This window comes from Winogradskyella pelagia, assembly GCF_017581965.1.
GTDB classification, from domain to species: domain Bacteria; phylum Bacteroidota; class Bacteroidia; order Flavobacteriales; family Flavobacteriaceae; genus Winogradskyella; species Winogradskyella pelagia.
In genome coordinates, this window is sequence record NZ_JAGEVF010000005.1 from 205,435 (window position 1) to 222,514 (window position 17,080).

Consider the following 17,080-nt stretch of genomic DNA (forward strand, 5'->3'; position numbering starts at 1 on the left):
GCTACTGCAGGGGCAATGCCTTATCGTATGTATATTGTTTAAACTTTTTTTCGTCTTTAACAAACTCAAAAAAGTCTTCTATGTAATCCTTAGCAATTCCATAACAGCGCTGGCTTTCAAAAAGAGTCTTGTGTGCCTCCAACATGTTAAGAATTTCTGACTCTTTTTCTAAGTACTCTTGTCGTATTTGCCTAAAGTAATTATAGTCGCGTTTATAACCCATATAATAGCGCTGAGTCACTTTTTCAATGGGTAAAGGTTCATTTCTGGTTTCAGATACGATGGCATAACTGGTATTAACAAAACCGGCTAAATCAAAATCATAGGCAACAGGGATAAATTTCTGCTCTTTATAAATTGGTTTACAGTTATGGCTGCTCGTCGTAGAGAAATCTGTATTACCCACCATATAATTGAACATGGCATTTCGCACTGCTGAAAGGTTATCGTAACCTTGAGGATACACCTTTCGCTTTGCAACTTTAGCGTCCAATCGTTTTGCCATTTTAGAATCGTCCTCTACTAAAAAACCTGTAAAATGATAAGTCTTTGTTTTTCTATTCCGCAAATCACTATAGTCTAGTTCTATTAATCGTGTCTTGAAATTATACGGAGAAATAATCTCGTACATCTTGTAAATAAGATACTCCTTTAGAATATTGTCATTCATCCCAGATTCGTTTAAACAAGGCATTACAACTTTTAATAGCTTTTGCCCTTCAAACATAGTAGACTTAGAATTCGCCTTTTTAATCTTTAACTTAAGAGGGGTGAAGTAACAGGTTTTCTTTCTGAAATTTCCTCTAGACCGTAACTTAACATTCAACGTGTCCCAACTACCAGAGTTTGTTTTATACCGCAGTTGAGAGGCCATGTAAGTGGTGTCATCAGTCTTACGTCGCAACTCTTTTTTTGAATATTCTAGTGCCACTGGGAGGGCGGTTTCATTTTCAAAGAGTCCTTGGCTTGTGGCTTCAGACACTGAATCTTGACCAAAGCCTATTAGACAGAACCAAGTGAACCAAAATAAAGTAATTAATTTGTGTGGACTTGTTAAATTCTTGCGAGAATATTGATACCTATAGAAATTCAAATTTTAAAGTGAAGTTAGGATTAATAGCTATTCTCAAATATAATCATTTTCAACTTTAATTAATTAGTATCATTTGGGTTAATATCGTTAATTTTAAGGCGATTAGCTTAATCTTTTTGAAACATGTCTAACGATTATAATAACCCAGCATTTAAAAAATGGCTTCAGCGCCTTCAAGAGGAGAGTTGGCAATTAGAACTCTTAATCTCTGGTTTTGCCATTTTTGGCTTGTTTTCTGCAATTACTCCTTTGGAAGTATTGCTGAAAGAAGCTCAAACAGACGAGAATTCCCTTGCCATATTGCCAATTACTGTAACCTTAATATCATGTGTAATCTTACTATTTAACCTTTTACTGCATGTAGTGCTGCGAGGGCTGTGGATTGGTGCATTGGGACTGCGTTATGTTTCTGGGGACATAGACTACGATTACCTAAACTACAGTCCCAAATTTTCCAATTACCTCAGAAAAAAAGTTGGCTCATTTGATCGTTACATATCAAGATTAGAGAACTATTGTAGCGTTATATTCGCCATTTCTTTTTTGCTCATATTTTATGTCTTAGCATTTATTTTCACTATAGCCTCAATTGGCATAATAATTAAACTTTTACTTTCTAATGATGATTTAGGCAGCTGGGGAAGACTAATAGGAATTCCTTTAATTGTATTTTTTTCAGTAGGAATGTTAATGGTCTTTATTGATTTTGCCACCCAAGGCTGGTTGAAAAAGAAAAAATGGATTAGCAAAATTTATTTTCCGTTCTATTGGGTATTCAGCTATATAACACTATCCTTTTTATACCGTCCATTAGTCTATAATTTTTTAGATAATAAATTTGGTAAAAGATTAAGTCTATTGTTACTGCCCATCTACATCCTTTTATTTGTGTTAACATCTTACACCAATAAAACCTCTAATTATTTTAATAGAAATTTATACTCTAGCGACATCATTGGTATTTCCTCTAACTATGAAGATATGTTAGATGACGAAAAAGATTTTATTGAAGATGTAGTTATTCCTTCAAAAGTAATTACAGATGATTTTTTAAAGATGTTTATGCTCATTAACGAGGATATTGAAAACAATGTTTTTGCGTTTAATCCTAAACTTCAACCTGAGAAAGATATAAGAGGCTTCAGTTCCGACATTGTTTTCTTGAACGACCTTTCTAGAAAAGATAGAGATAGCATTAGACATGCCTATATGAAAACTCTTAACAACGTTTATAAAGTGCGTATAGATAGCACAGAATATGATTGTGAATTTATTTTAACAGAAACCAAGAAAAAACAGAAGGGCTTTGAAACTTATTTAAACTTAAAAGAAGTAGCGCCTGGCAAACATCTTTTTAGCCTTACTAGAAGAGAAATTATAAAAAAAGACACCTCTACATTTTTTGTAAAACAAATCCCGTTTTGGTATTTCCCAAATAAATAACCCTTGCAATGGCCTCAAAAATCAACTTAACCAAAATTCTTGTTCCTTTATTACTAATATTGGGACTGAGCGCTGAAGCTCAACTTAAAGTTTTAGATAGGATTACAAAATACCCTGTAAGCTATGCAACCATTTCCTTTGGTAATGGCAATGGCATTTTTGCTGATGATGAAGGTCAATTTGTGTTTTCAAAAAAAATCTATCCAGATATAGACTCATTATTCATTTCAGCACTTGGATATAAACAACTTAATCTATCTACCAAAAATCTATCGCGAACTCTGCTCTTATCTCCTCAAGCGGATGTATTAGATGAAGTGGTATTAAAATTAAATACAAAAAGAAAGTATAAGGAAGAAAAGCTAAAACCTTATTTAGATGACGACTACTACAACTGCTGGCTCCCGACCATAGAGTCTGAAATTGCAATCTATTTTGCAAAAACAAGCGAACAAGACCAACAGTTAAAGACCATTCATTTCCCTATTGCCCTAGAGTCTCAAGATTGGAAAAAAAGAAAGCGAAGTAATTCAGATAAAAAAGCATTTTCCACGCTGTTTAAGGTCAATTTTTACAAAAATAATAACGGGCAACCTGGTCTGCCATTAACTTATGAAACAATTGTATTTAGAGCCACTGAAAAAGATGGTGACATGTATTCTTTAGATGTTGAAGACTATGGTATATGTATGCCTTTAAATGGACTCTTTGTGTCTTTACAGGTCCTTGGATACACTGATAAAAATGGTAAATTATTGCCCAACAAAAAGTATAAAGAAATAAAAACTGTACAAGGGGTGGTTAAAATACCAACAAATTTTAGACCACTACTCCCATTTACCGAAGCTATCAAGGAAAAAAATACCTTTATCAAAAGGGTTTTTATAGGTGAAAATAGTTGGGTAGAATTTAATAAGGGAAATGGTATTAAGTCAAGCCTTTTAGACAGAAACCTGTTCAACTATGGTGTCGGAATCACCTTAAAGACTTACAAAAACAAGTAACTTCTTGGGATTATTCAACAGGAAAATCAAAATAGGTATTTGGAAACGGTTCCCAACGTAGTGTAAAATGCCACCATTCCTTAGGATAATTCCTAAAATTGTATTTAATCATTACACCTTGCAGTAACTGCCTATTAGCCATTTGCTTTTCAGAAATTCCTTTATAATCTACCCAGGATTGTTTACCAAAAAAATCATAGGGACTCCCCATATCTAATGGCTCGCCTGTGGCACCATCTATAATAGTTAAATCTAAAGTACTACCTCTACTGTGTCCAGATTTTGAGGCAATGTACTCCTCCCTAAACAGATTTTTCTTTTCAACATCTGGATAAAATTTACCTTTATTAATGGTATCATTTAGTTTTTTTGCCCAGCTTATAAAATGGTTCACTGCACGTTGCGGTCTGTAACCATCGTATACCTTTAAGCATAAATTCTGTTTTTGTAATTCGTCTTGTACTAATTTAAGTTGATATGCGGCAGCTTTGGTTAAAATCAAAGTATTTGATGTATAACCGGTAATTGTATCTCCAACAAAATTGTTGGCTCCATAGTAACGCAGTTCAACATCCAAATCCGGAATAATAGATTTTACCCTAACAAATCCATCTGGCAAATCAGTTTGGCCTACCCCTCTAAAGAGCATAAGGACAAAGACCGTGAAAAAATAATAGGTTTTGTATGTCATAGCTATGTACTAAATTAGATAAAAAATTCTATGATATTACTTTCTTCTGAGCAACAGCAGTTGAATCTGCCTAATGCAGAAATTGAATACTATCCAAATTTCTATCAAACAACTGAGGCTAATCAACTTTTTAAGTCACTTTTAAATGAAACTTCTTGGATACAAGATGACATCACCGTATTTGGAAAAACCTATAAACAACCAAGGCTAACAGCTTTGTATGGAGAATTTGGGCAACCCTACTCCTATTCAAATATTACTATGCATCCAAAACCCTTTATACCTCTCATTAAATCAATTCAATCAAAAATTGAGAGAGAAACAAAACAGCAATTTAATACGGTACTTTTAAATTTATATCGGGATGGCAACGACAGTAATGGATGGCATGCAGATAATGAAAAGGAATTAGGGCAAAATCCAGTGATAGCGTCTTTAAGTTTAGGAGAGATACGCCCTTTTCATTTTAAGCACAGACAATTAAAAAAGCAACGTTATAAGTTGTTCTTAAATCATGGGAGTTTATTGGTAATGAAAGGAGAAATGCAGCATTTCTGGTTACATCAAATTGCCAAAACTAAAAAACCAATTAAGGAGCGAATTAATTTGACCTTTCGATTTTTGGTACGTTCTTAAATCAAAAAACCGGGTTCCCTCAAACCCGGTTTTTCTAATTTGCTTTTTTTATTATGTAAGTAGATTTAGGGTCTCTAAGTCAACACAACATAATGCAAATATTAATTAATTAATCCATTGAACTAAAAACTAAATTTTAGTACACTTCAAATATATAATTCACTTTGAAATATACCGCTTAAAAACATATTTAATCGATAAAATACGTAATATTTTAACATTTAAAGATTAAAAGATGTATTTCAACGATTAAATGCGCGGAATTTAAAGAAAACTTTCTCTGATTTATTATACTAAATTTTAGAATTTTTTGTTCCCAATTCTAATAAATCCTTTTAAAAAAGGATAATTTTATAGCACAAAAAATTAAAACTGATGAAATCATTTTGCATTAGTCTCTTGATTGTTTTTTCAATTTCTGTTTCGAGTCAAGATTCAACATACCTAGAAAAAGAGATTTCGATTTCTAAATGGATAGACGGTACACTACTTATCCCTAAAGACATATCAAAGCCCGATTTGGCAATAATTATTGCCGGTTCAGGGCCCACAAATCGAAATGGCAATCAAAATTTTATGAAAAACAATACCTTGAAAAAGTTGGCTATTGCACTAGGACAAAATCGTATTGCCTCCTTTCGTTACGACAAACGCGTGGTCAAACAAATTAGACAAGGTAATATTGATAAAAACACAATGTTTGATGATTTTGTGACGGATGCTACAGACGTTATTTCCTTTTTTCAGGCCGATGAAAACTTTAATAAATTGATAGTTATTGGCCACAGTCAAGGGAGTTTAGTTGGCATTTTAGCCGCAAAAGACCGGGCTGATGGATTCGTTTCCTTGGCAGGTGCCGGGCAAAACATAGGCAATGTTATCGCTGACCAGATTTCTAAAACAGCACCAATGTTCAAAAGCGATACTGACCGTATTATTAGTAGCCTTAAAAAAGGCGAAACAACGACAGATTATCCACAGGCACTAAGCTCAGTTTTTAATTTAGAATTACAGCCCTTCATGATCAATTGGATGCAATATGATCCAACTGAGGAAATTAAAAAGCTAAAAATCCCTGCTCTACTTGTTAATGGGACAAAAGACTTACAAGTTCCAGTTGAAGAAGCAGAGATGCTACAACAAGCACAGCCATCTAGCGAATTAAGAATCATTGAGAACATGAACCATGTTCTTTTTGAAATTAAAGGTGACGAATTGGAGAACGCTAAATCCTATAATGAATCCCAGAGACCTATATCTACAAAACTCATAGAGTCTATTACTAACTTCGTTCAGAAACTTAATTAATCTAGGTTAACTCTATACGCTAATTAAAAAAGCATCTCCATAAGAGATGCTTTTTCACTAACTAACCAACCAATTTGTAATGCTGCGATTTAGAGTAATGTTGTTTGTACAACGTCGCAAGATTGCATTACAAATAACAATTAGCAAGTCTTATGCCAAACTCACATTGTAAATTAAGTTTTATTAAAGTGTAACAAAAAAAAATAATTTGCATACTAATGGTATAAATTATATCTTTATGATATCATTTTAATATCACATTGAATTAATGAATGATTAACCACTTAAATTTCACATCATGAAAGAAGAGAAAATTATTATCCCTGCTAATGGCTATCTAATGCTTTTTATTTTTTTAGTTTTATTTTTTGGCAGTATTGCTGGCATTCCAATAACAAAATCACCTTGGTTTATAATTGGTATTGTGTTAAGTCTTGTCCTTGCCTTCGGGTTTATAATGGTTCAACCTAATGGATCTCGAGTATTATTACTCTTTGGAAAATATATTGGTACTGTTAAGAAAAACGGATTTTATTGGGTGAATCCTTTCTACACTAAAAAGAAGATTTCGCTAAGAGCCAGTAATTTTGATAGTGAACGTCTTAAGGTAAATGATAAGCTCGGTAACCCGGTAATGATTAGTACCATTTTGGTGTGGCGCGTACAAAACACCTATAAAGCAGCTTTTGATGTAGATAACTATGAAAATTTTGTGCGAGTACAAACTGATGCTGCAGTGCGAAAGTTGGCCTCCATGTATCCTTATGACAATTTTGCTGACGAAGGCCATGATGAAGACATCACCTTACGTTCTAGCGTTAACGAAGTGAGCAACGCTTTAGAAAAAGAAATTGACGAGCGTCTATCTATCGCTGGAATAGAAGTATTGGAAGCCCGTATTGGCTACTTAGCTTACGCACAAGAAATCGCGAATGCTATGCTCAAACGACAGCAAGCAACAGCCATTGTCGCGGCAAGACACAAAATTGTTGAAGGTGCAGTTAGTATGGTAGAAATGGCTATTGAAGAACTTAATAAGAAGGAAGTTGTGGATTTGGATGAGGAACGTAAAGCAGCTATGGTAAGCAACTTAATGGTAGTACTTTGTGGCGACAAAGATGCCTCACCAGTTGTAAATACAGGAACTTTAAATCATTAAAATGAAGAAGGAACAAATTTATAGTATAGCTATTGGTAGTGCTCTTGGCACAAGCATAGGAACGACCGTTGGTGCCGTCATTGGAAACGTAGCTATGGGAGTTGTTACAGGTTCGATAATAGGAATTTTCATTGGAGTTGTAATTGCCTTGGTATTTTTTAATGAAGAAACTAAATTATAAATCATGAAAGAATATAAAGTTATCATGCCTAAACTAGGGTTGAGAAACAGAATACAGAAGTATGAAGATGTTTTAAATCAGTATGCTAGAGAAGGATGGGTAGTAAAACACATTGTACCAAACTCTGCAATGGTAATATTAGAACGTGACAAAAACCGTTAGTTATGCCTAATGAGAGACCGAGAATTAGTATTCCTTTAACCCCTCCGGATATAGTTGTTGAATTGGCTTCAGTAGCCATCCTAATTTTAATGTTGATACATACTATAATAGAATACCCAAATCTACCAGATACTATCGCTTCCCACTTCAATGCTAAGGGTGAAGCAGATGGTTACAGCGATAAAGTATTCTTGTGGTTCATTCCTTGTTTGTCAATTGGTATGTATGCAGGTCTATTTTTTCTTAATAAACACCCTCATTTACATAATTATATGGTAAACATTACAGAAGAAAATGCCTTAAAACAATATAGTTTCAGTACAAAAGTGTTGAGAGTAGTCAATTTTTTAACAGTACTTATGTTCGGTTACATAAATTTTAAAATTATTGAAGGCGCTCAAAATGGTAGCTCTGATTTAGGAATGGGCTTTCTAATTACTGTAATAGCAGGAAGCATAATCCTACCAATTTTTATAGTAATCTATCAAAGGCAACTCAATAAAAAATAACAAGCAGTAATTATGTCTAAAAAGAAAGCCTTTGCATTACGGATTAATGAAAATATGCTTAAAGCTATAGAAAAATGGGCTTCAGACGAATTTAGAAGTACCAACGGACAAATAGAATGGATGCTCATGAAGAGTCTAAAAGAGAATAAAAGACAACCTAAAAAGAACGAAGACAAATAAAAGGCAGTCTTTATCTTACTATTTTTTTAGATTCTAAATTTTGTATTTTGCGTCATAAAACTTTCATATGACCAATCAACCCGTTTTTACAGACGACACCATAATTTTCGGAATTTTAATGCTGGCCCTAGGTTTTGTATTCTATACAGAATCTATTAAAGGAGGACTATGGGAAAAATTCTATAAAATTGTTCCAGGACTTTTTATGGCCTATATGGTACCAGCATTGTTGACCACATCTGGTTTAATAGCCTCAGAATGGACTACAACTTCAGAAACCGGTGAGACTATTGAACACAGCTCAAATCTATATTACGTTGCCAGCAGATACCTTTTACCTGCAGCTCTTGTCTTAATGACACTTAGTATAGACTTAAAAGCAGTTTTTAATCTTGGATGGAAAGCACTAATAATGTTTTTTACCGGAACTATTGGCATTGTCATTGGAGGACCCATTGCCATTTTGCTTGTTGCAGCGGTAGCTCCTGAGGTTGTAGGAGGTGCGGGTCCAGATGCTGTTTGGCGAGGGCTATCTACCTTAGCTGGAAGTTGGATTGGTGGTGGTGCCAATCAAACAGCTATGTTAGAAATTTATGGATATAACCAATCTGAATATGGTAAAATGGTTTTCGTAGATATTTTTGTTGCTAACGTTTGGATGGCCATTATTTTAATTGGAATTGGACGCAGAAAGATTTTAAACAAATGGCTAAAGGCAGACACTTCGTCTATAGAAGAGTTAAAAGAAAAGGTGTCATCATTTGCTGATAGCGTAAAGCGTAATCCATCATTAACGGATATAATGGTTATTGGAGCTATTGCATTTGGTGCAGTTAGCTTTGCTCATATAGGCGCTTCATTTTTAGGACCTTTATTTAGCGATGTTGTTACTGATATTGAATCTATTCAAACACGGAATATGCTCACCTTTCTTAGCTCTAAATTTTTCTGGATGATTAGTATAGCAACCATAATCGCAATACTATTGTCCTATACCAAAATTAAGAACTATGAAGGTGCTGGTGCTAGTAAATTCGGTAGTGTCTTCATTTATATTTTAGTGGCCACCATTGGAATGAAAATTGATATTCGTTCGGTTTTTGAATCTCCAGGCCTCATCGTTGTAGGATTAATATGGATGACTATACATGCACTTATGCTTATTGGTGTTGCCAAATTAATAAAAGCACCATATTTCTTTTTAGCTGTCGGAAGCCAAGCAAATGTCGGTGGTGCGGCTTCTGCGCCAATTGTAGCATCTGCGTTTCATCCATCTTTAGCTACAGTAGGTGTGCTCTTGGCAGTACTGGGATATGCTGTAGGTACAATTGCAGCCATTGGCTGTACAATTTTAATGCAATTAGCGGCAGGCGGTTAGTATATCTAGTACAATATATAGATATTTGTTACGACTTATTTTCAATTCAAATTTAAAAATGAAACACCTATTAAGCATATTTTTACTGTGTCTATTAATAACCTCTTGTAATAGCGAGACCGAATCAAACTTCACATTAAAAGGCTCAATTAAAGGACTTAAAAAAGGAATGGTCTATCTGCAGAAAGAAGGTGATTCTACAATTATAAGTCTAGATTCAATGGCCATTAATGGTCAGTCAGAATTTGTTCTTAATACTACTATTGAAGAGCCCATACTTCTATATCTTAAACTCTTTAAAAATGATGGTGAAGAACATTTTATCCCCTTCTTTGCTGATAAAGGAGAAACTGTTATCAACACAACACTGAAGAACTTTAATTTTGATGCCAAAATCAAAGGGTCTAAGCAACAAGAATTACTTGATGAATATTTAAAAGTAATGAACAAATTCAATAATCAGAATCTAGAACTAATTGAAGCCACTTATTTGGCCCAAAAAAATAAAGACAAGGTTGCCCTAGATTCATTGAATACAGTGTCTGAGGCTTTGTTTAAACGAAAGTACACCTATACCATACAATACGCTTTAAACAACAATGACAATGAAGTTGCAGCGTATCTCGCACTGTATGAAATACCAAGTGCCAATCCTATCTATGTAGATTCTATTTATAATGGCTTAACAGAACCTATAAAACAATCGTATTACGGTGTTAAATTAGAAGAGCTTTTAAAAAACAAAAACGTAGAAGAGTAAAGTTTTTTGAAAAAAAAATCCAATCGATAAGATTGGCTTTTTAATTATGGATTATTAGCTATTTATAGTTTGTTAATTCTATCTATGAGAGCCCTACCCTTAGTTTCTAAATCTTCACTTATAGACTTAAAATGTGCTTTTGCATCTTCAACATCACGTGCATTTACTCTTGCTATTAATTCGTCAAAAGTTGCGATGGCATCATCTATTATCGCATCAGTTGCCTTCGTCGGCTTTTCGGTATTGGTCAACTCCCAAATATATACTGCCTCTATAATGTCACCTAGAACATAATTAATATCTTTTTTTAAATCTCTTTTGTTAGCCATAGTATTTCAATTTATTTATGGTACAAATGTAATCATTCCAAGTTTGATTTTAACCATCTGTAAATAGTTAAATATATACCTCAAGAAGTTTAGCGCCTTCACCCTCAATGGTATAATTATCTATTGCTGCCGGCATAAGTAAAGTCTCTCCTTTCTCCAAAACTTCATTAAACCCATTGTTAGAAACAACACATTTACCATCCACACATATATAAATTACAAAGGAGCCATGCTTGTTCTGCTTCTCTACTTGGCCAATAAGGTTAATGAAATTTGTTGTAAAAAATGGACAGCTCACCATTTCATTTGATAGATTAATATTTTTCGAGTAGTTAATCCTAAAATCATCTTTCAAATCAAAATTAAAAGCGTCTATGGCAATATCATTGTGAAGCTCGCGCTCATTTCCATTTTCGTCTACTCTATCCCAATCGTAAACTCTGTAGGTAATATCACTTGTTTGTTGTATTTCTGCTAATAACACTCCTCCACCAATAGCATGCACTCTGCCCGATTCTATAAAATAGGTATCACCAGAACTAACCTTATCAAAATTTAAAATTTGGGTAAGGGTATTATTTTCTAAATGTTTTAAATAAGTTTCCTTATTCATGTCTTCATTGAAGCCAACTATAAGATTTGAATCTTTGTCTGCTTGCATAACATACCACATTTCAGTTTTTCCAAATGAATTGTGGCGTTCTTTAGCAAGAGCATCATCTGGATGCAACTGAATACTCAAGTCCTTTTTGGCATCAATAAACTTAATGAGCAACGGAAAATCAGTTCCGAACATCTTATTGATTTTTGTACCAAGTATCTCTTCAGGGTAGTTATTTAAAACATCTTTCAGCGACATGCCTCTTAGTTCTCCATTGGCTATAACAGAGACATTGCCTTTAACGCCACTTATCTCCCAACTTTCACCAATTTGGTCCTTATGAGAATTTTTCTTTAAAAATGTTTTTAGTTTTTCACCTCCCCATATTTTCTCCTTAAGAATTGGCTCAAACTTTAAGGGATAAAAACGCTTCATAAAGAAAGGAGTTAAAAAGGAATATTTGTCCTATTGGCCAGAGTAAGTTACAAAATTACGAGGGGTCTCGTAAAGCGTTATCTCTAGATGAAACTTTGAGTCAAGTTTTGCTTTTACCTTGTTATAGATTACTACGGCTATATTTTCTGCCGTAGGGTTTAAATCCTTAAACTCTGGCACTTCAACATTTAAGTTCTTATGGTCAAAAGCATCTTCTACTTCAGCTTTAATGATATCCTTCAAGATTTTAACGTCAATCACATAACCTGTTTCTGGGTCAATTTCTCCAGTTACACTAGCAATTAATTCATAGTTATGACCATGAAAATTAGGATTATTGCACTTGCCAAAAATCTCATCGTTTTTCTTAAAATCCCAATCTTTTCTATACAACCTGTGGGCAGCATTAAAATGGGCTTTTCTATGTACTGTAACTTTCATTATTGATTTACATTTATAAATTCATAGAACTCGTCAAAAATAATCTTAAACCATGCTGTGTAGATCTTAGAATTAACAGACATATCAGCTTTAATATCCTCAAGGGTCATCCATTTCCAATCGGCAACTTCATCTTTATTTAAGTTAGGAGTATCCTCATAATACCCAATTAAAATATGGTCTAATTCATGCTCGGTAAGTCCATTGTCAAAAGGGGCTTTATAAATAAACGATGTTGTTTCTTCCAACTCCGTAACAAAACCCATTTCCTCCATTAATCTGCGTTTACCGGCCTCAACATTACTTTCACCATCACGTTGATGGCTACAACAGGTATTGGTCCACAAACCTGGAGAATGGTATTTGTGCAAAGCACGTTGCTGAAGCATCAATTCATTTCTAGAATTGAAAATGAAAACAGAAAATGCGCGATGCAAAAGCGCTTTTTCGTGAGCTTCCATTTTCGGCATTAACCCTATAGCGTTATCGTGCTCATCCACAAGAATTACTTGTTCTTCTTTCATAAAGCAAAATTAACACCTTAGTTTTTAAATAAAGTAAAGGAATTCATAAAAAAAGCCGCTTATAAAAAGCGGCTCTAAAGCTATTTTTTAGTTTTCGTTGCACCGTTCTCCTTTGATGCTCGTAATAATAAACTCTGATCGTCGGTTCAACTGATGTTCTTCTTCGCTACATGCGGAGGAAGATTCTCCCTCGCAACCGCAATCATTGACCAATTGAGATTCTCCATAGCCTTCGGCTACTAATCGTCCTGAATCTATGCCGTTATCAATGAGATACTGCTTTGTTGACTGAGCTCTCCGCTCAGATAGTCTTTCATTGTAAGATGCCAATCCACGACAGTCTGTATGACTCTTAATGTCAATAGTCATGGTTGGATATTTATTGAGCACCGCAATTACTTTCTGCAGTTCTATTTCTGCGTCATAACGTATATTACTTTTATCAAAATCAAAATATATTATAGGTATGTCCAAAATCTTTGCTAAATCATCGCAAGGACCAATAGCTTGCATATCCTTGGCCAAAAATAACTTCAGAAGTAATTCTTGGTTTTTCTTAGGAGTAGAAAACCTTGTTTCATAAGCGATATAGTCTCCTTTTTCTCCTCGAATCAAATATTCCCTTTCGCAGTCTAAAGAAAATTTATAGGCTGCATCGTCTCCAACAATTAATTGCTCAATTTCAGTACCTTCAGCATCATAAAGTCTTACCGTAGCTCCAGGGATTAATTCTCCTGAATCTTTATCAGAGACAGTTCCAAAAACATACTGTTCGCACTCTGGAATTTCAAATGTGTAAATATCGTCGCTGCCTTTACCTCCTTCTCTATTAGAACTAAAATAGACTCTTTTAGTTACTAAATTCTCATAGTAGGCAAAATCATCAGCCTCACTATTCACAGGTTTTCCAACGTTTTCTATTGGGAAATTTCTACTGGAACCTTCACTTACTTTCTTGTCTAATTCTTCAGAAATAAAAACGTCAAAACCTCCTAGTCCAGGATAGCCATTTGATGAGTAATATAGGTCTCCATTTGTGTTAATAAAAGGGAAAGACTCTTGCCCTTCAGTATTTATGGACGGTCCTAAATTTTCGGGAGTTCCTAAAGTACCATCATCATTTACGTCTACCACGAAGATATCTGATTGTCCAAATGTACCTGGCATATCTGAAGCAAAGTATAATCTACTACCTGTTAAGTTTAATACAGGATGTGCTACACTATAAGCTTCACTATTAAAATGTACTTTGTGAATCTCGTCCCATGTGCCGTCTTCACTCAATGTAGCTCTGTACAATTGAAGCCTATTAATACCATCATCATCTTCGTTATACTTCAGTTTATAGTAATTATTTCTTGTAAAAAATATATACTTGCCATTTGGTGAGAAAACAGCGCTAGATTCATGATATTTAGTATTTATTTTACCCTCCAAGGCTTTGACTTCACCATACCCCTGAGATGTTTTCTCAACACTATACAAATCTAAATAGGGTTGTTCATTCCAGCGATACTTTCGTCCACCTCCTCTAGCAGAGGCAAAAACAAGACTATTCTCATATTCTGTTATACCAAAATCGGAATACTCAGTATTAAAATCTACATTTTCTAACTCAATGTCGTCTCTACTTAAATCTTCGATGGTAGCTTTATAATCCTCCTTCGACTTAAAAGCCTTACCTCTTAAGTCGTCAGGCTTTAGCTCATTGAACTTAGCCATCCATTTATCTGAATTCTCGTAGTCTTGTATTCCTTTTAAGGCCAAGGCATATCTAAAATAATATTCTGGATCAACTACTTCCTCTAAAGCAATTAACTCACCGTACCATCTGGCAGCTTCGTCCATTTCATTCCTAAAATAAAATGAATTTGCAAGCTGTTGTAATAGTTCTACCGAGCGATAACCCTTATTAGCAACTTCGAGCAAAACCTCGCTCGTTTTAACATAGGCAAAATCCCTGTAATCATCTTTTACACTTTGAATCTTCCCTGTTTGAGAAAAACTCGCTGTAAAGCAACTGACAAGTATTATAACGATATATTTTGAAAGTGTTCTCATGTTCATAATTTTAGAAGAAACGTGGTGATAAAATTCGGCCTATTTTCTTGACCTCAAATCTCAATGTGATTTCGTGCGAACCGCCGTTGTAATTATTTAATCCAGTTGTAGTTAAATCGTAACCATAGCCAATAAACATTCCTGGTGTGACTTGAAATCCAACAAGTGCACTTACGGAATCATCCCAGCGCCAAGCTACACCTGCCGTTAATTTCTTTTGAAACCAGAAATTAGCCGAGACATCTGCTATTAGAGGAGCACCAGAAACTCCTTTAACCAAAAATGCAGGTTTAAATTCAGTAGTTTCACTTAAGTTAAAGACATAACCTCCAATTAAATAGAAATGCATTCGTTCAGTTGCCACAGATTCTTGAAAATCATCATAATGATCAGTTTCCAAGAAATTAGGTATTGCAAAACCTAAGTACCATTTTCTTGTGTGCATATACAATCCTGCACCAATCATAGGTGAAATTAAATTTAAATTATCATTGAAAGCAACATCTGGATCTCTAAAAATTCCTTTGCTCCAATCTGTATCAAGCATATGGAACCCTCCTTTTACTCCAAAAGAAAGTTTCAAATCATTTTCATTTAAAGGAATTGTGTATGAAAAATTGGCATCAACGAAGGTTTCCCTCGCTGGACCAAGTGCATCATTTACAATATTTAAACCCAATCCTATTCTTTCATTTCGTAAAGGTGAATGAATTCCTAAAGTTTGTGTTTGAGGTGCACCATCAATACCAACCCACTGAGAGCGATGAAGACCTACAACACTCAAAGTTTCTCGTTGTCCAGCATAAGCAGGATTTACACTTAAAGTATTATACATATAATGTGTAAATTGAGGATCTTGTTGGGAAAAACCAATAGTACTAACAAGTGTAAATACTATGGCTACTAATCCTTTTTGAAGTTGTGATTTATGTATCATTTTATTGTATTTCATTAATTAGTACTCTTAATTTCTTCTATTTATGTATAACCATCCAACTCTCGGTTCAGAACCATCTCCTAAATCAAGCACGTAATAATAAGTTCCAACAGGTAACTCATTAGATTGGTTTATAACAACTCTTCCATTGGAAGTACCAGCCCAATCGTTTTGATAACCTTGTTTCGAATAAACGAGATTACCCCATCTATTGTAAACTTCTAATGTATTATTTGGGAAACGTTCTAAACAATCAATTATGAAAGTTTCATTTACACCATCACCGTCAGGAGAAAACTCATTATATATCGTTAAACAAATAGGATCAACTGCTGCTGTAGACTCATCATTCCCAGGATTAACATCAACCCCTCCTAATGCATCGGCCACAAATGCCGTGTTTTGATAATCTCCTATTCCTAGAACTTCAACAGTTACTTCTAGAATTTCTACCTGATCAGGATTTAATTGACCAACAAGCCATTCGCCACTTACTTCTGAGTATGATCCAGTAGTAGAAATGAACGAAATAAAACTATATCCGTCTGGAATTTGCTCACTGATTACCACATCCGTTGCTGTGACATTACCAATATTAGCAACCTCAATCGTAAAGACTACTTGGTCTCCTACTACAGGCTCCAATTCATTCACCACTTTACTCACTTCTAAATCAAATATTGAATTTACCGGAGTAACTGTTGGATCATCTGGATTCCCATTGCCATTATTATCCGTATCATTAGAATCATTCGGGTCATCACTATCATCAGCTACTAAACCTCCGATTGGATCTAATGCTTCAACACTGGCTTGATTAGTTACGAACCCAATATCTAAGTCTATTTGTGTTATCTGATATGTTGCAGTATATGTGGTATTGTCAACATCTCCTGGTAATAACTGAGAGATGGGACCTCCAATTAAATTCAGACCAGGTAATATATCTTGTACAACAACATCCGTTAACGTTACATTACCCGTATTCTCAACTTCAAATACGTAAGTTATAATATCACCAAGACTACCTTCAACACCATCACTATTAGTGTCTTGCAATTGTAGAGTTGTCTTTATTAAACTTATACTAGGCACTTGTGGGATAGTTGTAACTGTAACATCATCAGGATTACCATCAGAATCACTGTCGTTGTCTGTAGCATCGTCCGGATCGTCCGATAAGCTCGTTACAGTAGTACTACTTGGATCATCGCCGCTTACCGTAGCCGTGTTGGCAAAACTGCCATT

20 protein-coding genes are annotated in these 17,080 nt (G+C 34.6%); 11 read left to right on the plus strand and 9 right to left on the minus strand.

The window, feature by feature from the left end; all coding sequences use genetic code 11:
* Nucleotide 1: 1 nt before the first annotated feature.
* A complete protein-coding gene (locus tag J4050_RS08460) occupies nucleotides 2–982 on the minus strand; it encodes a hypothetical protein (RefSeq protein WP_208154138.1) in 981 nt (326 codons plus the stop codon).
* A 234-nt stretch (nucleotides 983–1,216) separates the two neighbouring features.
* On the opposite strand from J4050_RS08460, the gene J4050_RS08465 reads away from it, so the two are divergent.
* Both J4050_RS08465 and J4050_RS08470 read left to right on the plus strand, forming a co-directional pair.
* A complete protein-coding gene (locus tag J4050_RS08465; protein WP_208154139.1) occupies nucleotides 1,217–2,536 on the plus strand; it encodes a hypothetical protein in 1,320 nt (439 codons plus the stop codon).
* Between the two features lie 8 nt (nucleotides 2,537–2,544).
* The gene (locus J4050_RS08470; protein WP_208154140.1) at nucleotides 2,545–3,540 is read left to right on the plus strand and encodes a peptidase associated/transthyretin-like domain-containing protein; all 996 of its coding nucleotides are present in this window, start codon (nucleotides 2,545–2,547) and stop codon (nucleotides 3,538–3,540) included.
* A 10-nt stretch (nucleotides 3,541–3,550) separates the two neighbouring features.
* Here the strand turns inward: J4050_RS08470 and J4050_RS08475 are convergent, their stop codons facing one another.
* Nucleotides 3,551–4,231, minus strand: coding sequence for a M15 family metallopeptidase (locus J4050_RS08475; RefSeq protein ID WP_438874714.1), 681 nt, complete (start codon nucleotides 4,229–4,231; stop codon nucleotides 3,551–3,553).
* Between the two features lie 30 nt (nucleotides 4,232–4,261).
* On the opposite strand from J4050_RS08475, the gene J4050_RS08480 reads away from it, so the two are divergent.
* The 9 genes from J4050_RS08480 to J4050_RS08520 all read left to right on the plus strand — a co-directional run bounded on the left by J4050_RS08480 (nucleotide 4,262) and on the right by J4050_RS08520 (nucleotide 10,504).
* Complete coding sequence (locus tag J4050_RS08480; protein ID WP_208154141.1) at nucleotides 4,262–4,867, plus strand: alpha-ketoglutarate-dependent dioxygenase AlkB family protein; 606 nt, start codon at nucleotides 4,262–4,264, stop codon at nucleotides 4,865–4,867.
* A gap of 375 nt (nucleotides 4,868–5,242) precedes the next feature.
* On the plus strand, nucleotides 5,243–6,175 hold the full coding sequence (locus J4050_RS08485) for an alpha/beta hydrolase (protein ID WP_208154142.1): 933 nt from the start codon (nucleotides 5,243–5,245) through the stop codon (nucleotides 6,173–6,175).
* A 298-nt stretch (nucleotides 6,176–6,473) separates the two neighbouring features.
* A complete protein-coding gene (locus J4050_RS08490; RefSeq protein WP_208154143.1) occupies nucleotides 6,474–7,334 on the plus strand; it encodes an SPFH domain-containing protein in 861 nt (286 codons plus the stop codon).
* Between the two features lies 1 nt (nucleotide 7,335).
* Complete coding sequence (locus J4050_RS08495; protein WP_208154144.1) at nucleotides 7,336–7,515, plus strand: hypothetical protein; 180 nt, start codon at nucleotides 7,336–7,338, stop codon at nucleotides 7,513–7,515.
* Nucleotides 7,516–7,518: 3 nt separating this feature from the next.
* Complete coding sequence (locus J4050_RS08500) at nucleotides 7,519–7,677, plus strand: DUF4177 domain-containing protein (protein WP_208154145.1); 159 nt, start codon at nucleotides 7,519–7,521, stop codon at nucleotides 7,675–7,677.
* 2 nt (nucleotides 7,678–7,679) lie between these two features.
* Nucleotides 7,680–8,186 (plus strand): DUF1648 domain-containing protein, encoded by a 507-nt coding sequence (locus J4050_RS08505; protein ID WP_208154146.1) that lies wholly within the window; start codon nucleotides 7,680–7,682, stop codon nucleotides 8,184–8,186.
* 12 nt (nucleotides 8,187–8,198) lie between these two features.
* A complete protein-coding gene (locus J4050_RS08510; RefSeq protein ID WP_208154147.1) occupies nucleotides 8,199–8,366 on the plus strand; it encodes a type II toxin-antitoxin system antitoxin in 168 nt (55 codons plus the stop codon).
* Nucleotides 8,367–8,433: 67 nt separating this feature from the next.
* The gene (locus J4050_RS08515; protein WP_208154148.1) at nucleotides 8,434–9,744 is read left to right on the plus strand and encodes a DUF819 family protein; all 1,311 of its coding nucleotides are present in this window, start codon (nucleotides 8,434–8,436) and stop codon (nucleotides 9,742–9,744) included.
* Between the two features lie 58 nt (nucleotides 9,745–9,802).
* On the plus strand, nucleotides 9,803–10,504 hold the full coding sequence (locus tag J4050_RS08520; RefSeq protein ID WP_208154149.1) for a DUF4369 domain-containing protein: 702 nt from the start codon (nucleotides 9,803–9,805) through the stop codon (nucleotides 10,502–10,504).
* Nucleotides 10,505–10,566: 62 nt separating this feature from the next.
* Here J4050_RS08520 and J4050_RS08525 read toward each other — a convergent pair whose 3' ends face one another.
* The 7 genes from J4050_RS08525 to J4050_RS08555 form a co-directional block, all read right to left on the minus strand.
* Nucleotides 10,567–10,833 (minus strand): hypothetical protein, encoded by a 267-nt coding sequence (locus J4050_RS08525; RefSeq protein WP_208154150.1) that lies wholly within the window; start codon nucleotides 10,831–10,833, stop codon nucleotides 10,567–10,569.
* A gap of 67 nt (nucleotides 10,834–10,900) precedes the next feature.
* Entirely contained in the window at nucleotides 10,901–11,869 is a 969-nt protein-coding gene (locus J4050_RS08530) for a type I phosphomannose isomerase catalytic subunit (protein WP_208154151.1), read from the minus strand.
* A 30-nt stretch (nucleotides 11,870–11,899) separates the two neighbouring features.
* Nucleotides 11,900–12,310, minus strand: coding sequence for a 6-pyruvoyl trahydropterin synthase family protein (locus tag J4050_RS08535; protein ID WP_208154152.1), 411 nt, complete (start codon nucleotides 12,308–12,310; stop codon nucleotides 11,900–11,902).
* A complete protein-coding gene (gene idi, locus J4050_RS08540; RefSeq protein ID WP_208154153.1) occupies nucleotides 12,310–12,834 on the minus strand; it encodes an isopentenyl-diphosphate Delta-isomerase in 525 nt (174 codons plus the stop codon). Before idi ends, J4050_RS08535 begins: the two co-directional genes overlap by 1 nt.
* A gap of 87 nt (nucleotides 12,835–12,921) precedes the next feature.
* On the minus strand, nucleotides 12,922–14,895 hold the full coding sequence (locus J4050_RS08545) for an OmpA family protein (protein WP_208154154.1): 1,974 nt from the start codon (nucleotides 14,893–14,895) through the stop codon (nucleotides 12,922–12,924).
* A gap of 10 nt (nucleotides 14,896–14,905) precedes the next feature.
* The gene (locus J4050_RS08550; RefSeq protein WP_243878590.1) at nucleotides 14,906–15,847 is read right to left on the minus strand and encodes a PorP/SprF family type IX secretion system membrane protein; all 942 of its coding nucleotides are present in this window, start codon (nucleotides 15,845–15,847) and stop codon (nucleotides 14,906–14,908) included.
* Between the two features lie 12 nt (nucleotides 15,848–15,859).
* On the minus strand, nucleotides 15,860–17,080 hold a 1,221-nt coding region (locus tag J4050_RS08555), incomplete at its 5' end, for a CLIPPER-2 domain-containing protein (protein ID WP_208154155.1).

What these genes read in the sequence shown, in the direction of transcription:
- J4050_RS08465 (WP_208154139.1), top strand. Translation starts at nt 1,217, where the DNA reads ATGTCTAACGATTATAATAACCCAGCATTTAAAAAATGGCTTCAGCGC.
- J4050_RS08470 (WP_208154140.1), top strand. Translation starts at nt 2,545, where the DNA reads ATGGCCTCAAAAATCAACTTAACCAAAATTCTTGTTCCTTTATTACTA.
- J4050_RS08475 (WP_438874714.1), bottom strand. Translation starts at nt 4,231, where the DNA reads ATGACATACAAAACCTATTATTTTTTCACGGTCTTTGTCCTTATGCTC.
- J4050_RS08480 (WP_208154141.1), top strand. Translation starts at nt 4,262, where the DNA reads ATGATATTACTTTCTTCTGAGCAACAGCAGTTGAATCTGCCTAATGCA.
- J4050_RS08485 (WP_208154142.1), top strand. Translation starts at nt 5,243, where the DNA reads ATGAAATCATTTTGCATTAGTCTCTTGATTGTTTTTTCAATTTCTGTT.
- J4050_RS08490 (WP_208154143.1), top strand. Translation starts at nt 6,474, where the DNA reads ATGAAAGAAGAGAAAATTATTATCCCTGCTAATGGCTATCTAATGCTT.
- J4050_RS08495 (WP_208154144.1), top strand. Translation starts at nt 7,336, where the DNA reads ATGAAGAAGGAACAAATTTATAGTATAGCTATTGGTAGTGCTCTTGGC.
- J4050_RS08500 (WP_208154145.1), top strand. Translation starts at nt 7,519, where the DNA reads ATGAAAGAATATAAAGTTATCATGCCTAAACTAGGGTTGAGAAACAGA.
- J4050_RS08505 (WP_208154146.1), top strand. Translation starts at nt 7,680, where the DNA reads ATGCCTAATGAGAGACCGAGAATTAGTATTCCTTTAACCCCTCCGGAT.
- J4050_RS08510 (WP_208154147.1), top strand. Translation starts at nt 8,199, where the DNA reads ATGTCTAAAAAGAAAGCCTTTGCATTACGGATTAATGAAAATATGCTT.
- J4050_RS08515 (WP_208154148.1), top strand. Translation starts at nt 8,434, where the DNA reads ATGACCAATCAACCCGTTTTTACAGACGACACCATAATTTTCGGAATT.
- J4050_RS08520 (WP_208154149.1), top strand. Translation starts at nt 9,803, where the DNA reads ATGAAACACCTATTAAGCATATTTTTACTGTGTCTATTAATAACCTCT.
- J4050_RS08525 (WP_208154150.1), bottom strand. Translation starts at nt 10,833, where the DNA reads ATGGCTAACAAAAGAGATTTAAAAAAAGATATTAATTATGTTCTAGGT.
- J4050_RS08530 (WP_208154151.1), bottom strand. Translation starts at nt 11,869, where the DNA reads ATGAAGCGTTTTTATCCCTTAAAGTTTGAGCCAATTCTTAAGGAGAAA.
- J4050_RS08535 (WP_208154152.1), bottom strand. Translation starts at nt 12,310, where the DNA reads ATGAAAGTTACAGTACATAGAAAAGCCCATTTTAATGCTGCCCACAGG.
- idi (WP_208154153.1), bottom strand. Translation starts at nt 12,834, where the DNA reads ATGAAAGAAGAACAAGTAATTCTTGTGGATGAGCACGATAACGCTATA.
- J4050_RS08545 (WP_208154154.1), bottom strand. Translation starts at nt 14,895, where the DNA reads ATGAGAACACTTTCAAAATATATCGTTATAATACTTGTCAGTTGCTTT.
- J4050_RS08550 (WP_243878590.1), bottom strand. Translation starts at nt 15,847, where the DNA reads ATGAAATACAATAAAATGATACATAAATCACAACTTCAAAAAGGATTA.